The 6483-nt window shown below is 40.1% G+C and carries 4 protein-coding genes; 1 reads left to right on the top strand and 3 read right to left on the bottom strand.

What is annotated here, in order from left to right; translation table 11 throughout:
- Positions 1-417 precede the first annotated feature (417 nt).
- From QMA00_RS14565 to coaBC, 3 genes are all read right to left on the bottom strand, one after another.
- On the bottom strand, positions 418-3165 hold the full coding sequence (locus QMA00_RS14565) for a prolyl oligopeptidase family serine peptidase (protein WP_076921924.1): 2748 nt from the start codon (positions 3163-3165) through the stop codon (positions 418-420).
- Between the two features lie 386 nt (positions 3166-3551).
- A complete protein-coding gene (slmA, locus tag QMA00_RS14560) occupies positions 3552-4139 on the bottom strand; it encodes a nucleoid occlusion factor SlmA (RefSeq protein ID WP_008113236.1) in 588 nt (195 codons plus the stop codon).
- A 222-nt stretch (positions 4140-4361) separates the two neighbouring features.
- Positions 4362-5555 (bottom strand): bifunctional phosphopantothenoylcysteine decarboxylase/phosphopantothenate--cysteine ligase CoaBC, encoded by a 1194-nt coding sequence (coaBC, locus tag QMA00_RS14555; protein ID WP_076921925.1) that lies wholly within the window; start codon positions 5553-5555, stop codon positions 4362-4364.
- Between the two features lie 141 nt (positions 5556-5696).
- On the opposite strand from coaBC, the gene radC reads away from it, so the two are divergent.
- On the top strand, positions 5697-6371 hold the full coding sequence (gene radC / locus QMA00_RS14550) for a DNA repair protein RadC (RefSeq protein ID WP_013465906.1): 675 nt from the start codon (positions 5697-5699) through the stop codon (positions 6369-6371).
- The last annotated feature ends 112 nt before the right edge of the window (positions 6372-6483 follow it).

The raw sequence follows: 6483 nt of genomic DNA, 5'->3' as shown, positions 1-6483 counted from the left end.
AATATCATTTTTGATTCAATACGTTAGTAAATCTCTTAACCAGAGTTCAGGTTAATAAGCTATCTGGGGTTGATAGGCCAGATGATATTAATTGAACATCAAGGTTATTGATTTGCAGGGAGGCGGTTTTTTTGTTGCTTATAGTGCTCAAGCATTGCTGGCGAATATAAGGCACTGATTTTACCTAAAACTTCACTAATATTTACCATACTGTGAGTCATGCTGGCTGAGATTGAAAATGGGGGAGTGGCGTTGCTCATTTCGTTATAGAGGTTATTTAAATCAGGAGATTAGAATACGCGAACTGAATATAAAAGTCAGTTTTAATAGTGATTTAGTATTTATTTAAAATTTTACATAGTCTTTAATTGCTGGTTTTAAATGTTAAACCGACGCCAAATAGCGCCGGTTTATTAGTTACTCTTCGATAAACGCTTCACCTTCTTTCATCCACTTAGAGGCCGGTTTGCCTTTAAGATAATGATCAAAGTACTGCATCATACGCACTGAAAAATCGACCTGATTAGGAAACTTTTTCAAGTGGTGTGGTTCACCTTCGTATTGTAAAAAGGTTGCATCTTTACCTGCGCGGCGAAGCGCTAAGTAATATTGCACGCCTTCATGCCATGGCACCGCATCATCTTTGTCGCCAAACATAATTAAGATAGGCGTGTTTACTTTATCGGCAAAAAATACCGGTGAGTTTTCAATATAAAGCTCAGGTGCTTCAAATAAATTTTTACCAATACGGCTTTGCCCTGTTTCGTATTGAAATTGGCGTGCAAGTCCAGATTTTAAGCGAATGCCACTGTAAGCACTGGTCATGTTAGACACTGGCGCGCCCGATACCACTGCTTTAAACATATCAGTTTGGGTGATCATAAATGCACTTTGATAACCCGCCCAAGAGTGGCCTTGTAAACCTATTTTATCTGGGTCGGCAATGCCTAAATCAATCAGCTTTTGGGTGGCGTTGATCATGGTTTGCGTTGAGGATTTACCAGGGTGTCCTATTTCAAAGCGAATATCAGGTAAAAAGATGGCGTAGCCATTTGATGTAAACATCGGAAAGTTAGGGCGATGATTTAATTCCATTTTTGGAAAGTCATACATGCGCTGGCTCATATAGCGGTAAAAGTACACCACAACCGGTACTTTATCGCCTTTTTTATAGCCAGCAGGTTTGATTAATACCCCTTGTAAATCTTCTCCATCAAAGCCTTTATAGCTAATAAGTTCAGGTGCTTGTCCCCAAGCAAAGTTGCTTATCTGAGGGTTAAGGTTAGTTACGCGTTGTGGTTGTTTAAAGTTAGAGTCTGTTTGATAAATGTCTGGAAATTGCTGATAGGTTTGCTCAGTAAATAAGTATTTATCGGCATTTTTGGCTTTTTTAATTACATCAAAACGCTTATTACCTGTGAGTACTTTAGTAACGTTAAGCGTTGTTAAATTAAGTTTAGCCACCTCACTTTGCTTACTTTGTAAGTTAATTGCAGAGAGCAAAAGAGTATCATTGCTGTTAAAGCCCACTTGGTTTTTATCAAGCTTGATTACTCTGTACTGAGTATTACTTTGTTTACCATTAGTTAAGCGTTTGGCTTGCTTGGTATTTACATTAAACGACCAAATATCATATTTACTATAAACCAGTATTTCGCTGCTATCGTTAAGCCAGCCTGCAAAACCATAACCAGGCTGCTTGGATGGATAGTCGTGTTTGTCATCTGCAAACGTGGCGTTAATCGCCTTGCTGAGTACGCTCACTTTGTTATTACCTAAGTTTTTAAGCTGTACTTGGTTATTATCAAAGTAAGCAGCAAACTGCCCATTAGGCGCAAGGCTCGGCCTAAATGGATAGTCGTTAATGATAGGAGTTTGTTTACCCGTGTTTATATCAACAGCAAAGTAGTCAGCAAAAAAACCGCCGTACATTACTTTTTCAAGATGCGCTAAATTTGAGTAGCCTAACAATGACGTGGCACGCTCAGTATTAAGCGCCAGCTCAGGCATATTTGGGGTGCTTAACTGAACGACTTGCTGTGAGTTTACATGGTATACCGCAGTGTAATGACGATTTTTATTATTTTCATTCCATTGCTGTTCTTCGCGCGGTTTTATTTGTGCATCATTGTTGTGCCATACATTTAGCCCTTTATGGTCGCGAATTACCTCAAAGTCATACAGTGATGACTCATCTGTGTATTCTTTTTGTTTAACTTTTGCAGCGAGTTTTGGGCGGTTTTCAAAGTATAAACGTGTACCATCTTCGGCCCAAGTTAATGACGCGGTTTTGCCCATTAACCATTCTGGGTTAGGTGATTGCACAGTGGTTAGCGTGTCGTTTTGCCACAGCGTTAATTCGTACTGACGACGACGCTTATCATCGTTTACATAGTTGCCTAAGGTAAACGCAACGGTTTTTTCGATTGGGTGCCACGCTATTTTGCTAGCAACCACACCAGGCTCATCAATTAATACGGTGCTGGTAAAATTATCGAGTGAAAATAAGGTAATTTGATTATTGCCGCCATCTACATAGCTTTGACTCACCAATAGCTGATCGCTGGTGGCACTAATGCCATAGGTAAAGGCACTTTCAAGAGTATGAGTGCGCTTATCACTTAAGTTGATGATAACCAGCGGATAGCTTTTATCTTTTTTGTCGGTAGTGATAGCGCTATCGTTGTCGAGCTTTTTATCGTCTTCTTCAGCGTTTTCATTTTTGCGATAGGCCAGCCACTGGCCGTTATTAGCTAGCACGTAATCTTTTACATTATTAAAGCTTTGCTGCTCACCAGTTTGGGTGTTGACTAATACTAAGTTATTTTTTAAGTCACTTTTTTTCTTAGTGGTTTCTTTTTCAAGCAGAGTAGGCACCTGCGTAAATGCGACCCAGTTTGCCATTTTGCTAATGGTAGGACGGGTTCCTCGTTCCACCTCAGCAATAAGCTTATTGCTATTGAGTGAGTAGACTTTCCCTGTAGCATTCCCGCGATAAGGGGTTGCACTTAAAGAAAGGATTTGACCATTTTCAGAGAGCTGCGTGCCTTTTGCAGATTTAAAATCAAATACATCTTTAAATTCTAGGGGCTTATTAGCTAAAGCACTGGCGCTCGTTAAGCTGGTAATAAGTGCACAGCCTATAAGAGTGAGTTGTGTTTTCATTATAGATTCTCGTTTTTTAACATTATTTTATTGTAACGAGTTTTAATAACAATTCGAGTAGATACGACAAGTGGTAGCAGGGCAGAGATGAGAGGTTAAAAATGAATGGTAAAAGGTAAAAGGTAAAAGGTAAAAAGTAAAAGGTAAAAGGTAAAAGGTTAGATTTTCGGTCCACGGGATGCGAGGCGTTTGGCATCGGTAAAAAGTTAGGGAAGTAAAAGTTTAATTGTGGTTTTCAATTTTTTACTTTTTGCTCTGTGTTCAAATTAATTTTTAATATAATTTATAAAAAGAACACAGAGTTTATGTGGAATTGATGATAGGAGAATAATTTAATAACCTTGCTGGCAAGATTACCTAAAACCTAAAACCTAAAACCTAAAACCTTATAACCAAATTTTTTGTAATTCTGGCCATTGTTTTTCAAATTGCTCGCTAGGTCGTGCACTAAAATTACTGCGCACAAATTGGTTCATTTTACCCTCAACGTAGGCAAGCAAAAAGTTAGCTAGCGTCAGTTCATCACTTTGAAAGTTTTTACCTTCACGTAATTTACGCTCTCTAAGAATCTGTTTGAATTGAGTTTCTAGCTTTTCAAACAAGCCTTGTACACGCTCACGAAGTCGCTCTTGTTCACCCTGTAGAGCATCGCCTGTTAATATACGGGTTATGCCTGGGTTTTTTTCAGCAAACGTTAGCAGCAGTAATAGGGTGTTGTATACACGCGCTTTGCTTTCTTTCTCGTTATCTAAAATAAGATTAATACGTGATAGCAGCGTGTCTTCAATAAATTCAATTAACCCTTCAAACATGCGCGCTTTACTAGGAAAGTGGCGGTAAAGAGCGGCTTCAGATACGCCAACTTCTGCGGCAAGTTTGGCTGTTGTAATACGCTGACCTGGGCTGGTTTCTAACATTTGTGCGAGTGCTTGCAGTATTTGCTCTTTGCGATTACTTTTTTTTGTCGCAGGCATGAACATTCCTTTTTAATAGTTATTTTTTCAACATAAATGTGCGATAACACAGCTTTGTGCCAAGTGTTACAGCGTGCAATACTCAACGGGGTGTTTTTGCACGTATTACAGCGATACATTAGTAATGCGCAAGCGTTAAGCTATTTTAGCGCAGTAAAATTACACTAAAAGGTCACAAGGCGTCATCATGTTAATGTTTTATTCAGTTTGTTTCCAGCCTTTTTATAATCGTTTGGCGAGCTGCTCGATCACTTTAACCGCTATCTCTATTTTACTGGTTTCAGGTAAGTCGAGTTGTTCATTTTGCCAATACAGGGTGAGTGCGTTGCGCTCAGAATTAAAGCCTACATCATTGTGCGATACATCGTTGGCACAAATCATATCGAGGTTTTTATTGGTTAGTTTCCCCTTTGCGTAATTAGCAACGTTCTGCGTTTCTGCGGCGAAGCCGACGGTGTAAGGGCGGTTTTGTGTGAGGTTTGCAACCGCGGCTATTACATCTGGGTTTTTAACTAAGCTAAGAGTGAGTTCATCGCCTTGTTTTTTCATTTTTTGCGTGGCGATACTTGCTGCACGATAATCGGCCACAGCGGCACAACCAATAAAGGCATCTGAGTGAGGCGCATATTTGAGTGACTCATGCAGTAAATGTTCAGCACTTTCTATATTAATTAAATTAACGCCTTGCGGTGCTGTAATAGTTACTGGGCCTGAAATTAAGTTCACGTGTGCGCCAAATGATAACGCAGCTTGCGCCAGTGCATAGCCCATTTTTCCAGAGCTATGATTTGATATAAAACGAACAGGATCGAGAGGTTCACGGGTTGGGCCCGCGGTAATTGTGATTGTTTTACCTGCCAATAGCGCAGGTTGAGCAGGCTCAGTGCATAAGCTAACTAATTCATGTGGTTCAAGCATTCGCCCAGCACCGACATCGCCACAGGCTTGCTCGCCTTTGCCTGGCCCCCATATAGCAACGTTGCGTGCTTTTAACGTGGCTAAATTAGCTTGCGTTGCAGGGTGAGCATACATTTGCTGATTCATAGCTGGTGCTATGGCAACTTTTGCAGGGGTCGCAAGTAATAAAGTCGTGAGCAAGTCATCAGCAATCCCTACCGCCATTTTTGCAATAATATTGCTGGTGGCAGGGGCAACTAAAATTAAATCAGCCCATTTTGCAAATTCAATGTGCCCCATAGCGGCTTCGGCTGAAGGGTCTAGTAATGAGTCAGACACCATTTCACCACTTACTGCTTGCATGGTTAGCGGGGTGATAAAATGTTTTGCTGATTCAGTCATTACTACTTTAACGTCACAACCATGGTCTTTTAAGCGTCTTACGAGTTCAGCACATTTATACGCTGCAATTCCACCGCTAATACCCAGCACTATTTTTTTATTTGTTAAATTAATCATGGTTGTTCATCAATTTTATAAAATATGGTGGCTAAAATAACAAATCTTGAGCGTGACAGCTAAGATAAAATGCGTTTTATCGCGCTAATTTTTGATTTTGCATTACAATTATACAATACAGTAATCTTTCAAGGATGAATCATGCAATTAACGTCACTGCCTAATTCGCTCCGCCCGCGAGAAAAACTGCTAGAAAAGGGCGCAAAGGCACTCTCTGATGCTGAACTATTAGCTATATTTTTGCGCACGGGCCTACCCGGCATGAATGCCATAGAGTTGGCGCAGCATCTGATCAACGAAAATAAAACCCTGCATAATTTGTTTAATGCCAGTATGGATGAATTTTGTGCGCAAAAAGGCTTGGGAATGGCTAAATATGTTCAGCTACAAGCAGTACTTGAACTAAGCCAGCGTTACATGCAAGAGGGCTTTGTGCGCGACGCCGTTTTTAACTCCCCACAAGCCGTTTATGACTATTTAACGCTGCAAATGCGTGGATTACAGCAAGAGGTATTTATGGTGTTGTATCTTGATAGTCAAAATCGTTTATTAAAAGATGAAATATTATTTTACGGCACAATTAATGCGGCCAGTGTATATCCGCGTGAAGTGGTAAAGGCGGCACTGAAAAATAATGCGGCGGCGGTTATTTTTTCACATAATCACCCCAGTGGTATTGCAGAACCGAGTCAGGCCGATAAGCTCATTACCAATAAGTTGTGCCAAGCACTGCAATTAGTCGACATAAATGTGTTGGATCATATTATTATTGGTGGTGAAAGCAGTGTTTCGTTTGCCGAACGGGGACTGATTTGAGTTTATCGCTTCAGATATGTGCTAAAAATGAGCGGTTTAGTGCGTTTTGGCAAATTAGTTTAATTTAAATGCAGTTTTTACTTTCCCTAAGGGCATTCGATCTTTATAATTA

The organism is Pseudoalteromonas sp. APC 3694 (assembly GCF_030407565.1).
In the GTDB taxonomy this organism is placed as follows: domain Bacteria; phylum Pseudomonadota; class Gammaproteobacteria; order Enterobacterales; family Alteromonadaceae; genus Pseudoalteromonas; species Pseudoalteromonas tetraodonis.
Note: the sequence above shows the minus strand (reverse complement) of the source record. Positions and strands in the feature narration are given on the sequence as shown.

Excerpts from the sequence above, each read along its gene's own strand:
- coaBC (WP_076921925.1), bottom strand. The coding sequence starts at position 5,555 with ATGATTAATTTAACAAATAAAAAAATAGTGCTGGGTATTAGCGGTGGA.
- slmA (WP_008113236.1), bottom strand. The coding sequence starts at position 4,139 with ATGCCTGCGACAAAAAAAAGTAATCGCAAAGAGCAAATACTGCAAGCA.
- radC (WP_013465906.1), top strand. The coding sequence starts at position 5,697 with ATGCAATTAACGTCACTGCCTAATTCGCTCCGCCCGCGAGAAAAACTG.
- QMA00_RS14565 (WP_076921924.1), bottom strand. The coding sequence starts at position 3,165 with ATGAAAACACAACTCACTCTTATAGGCTGTGCACTTATTACCAGCTTA.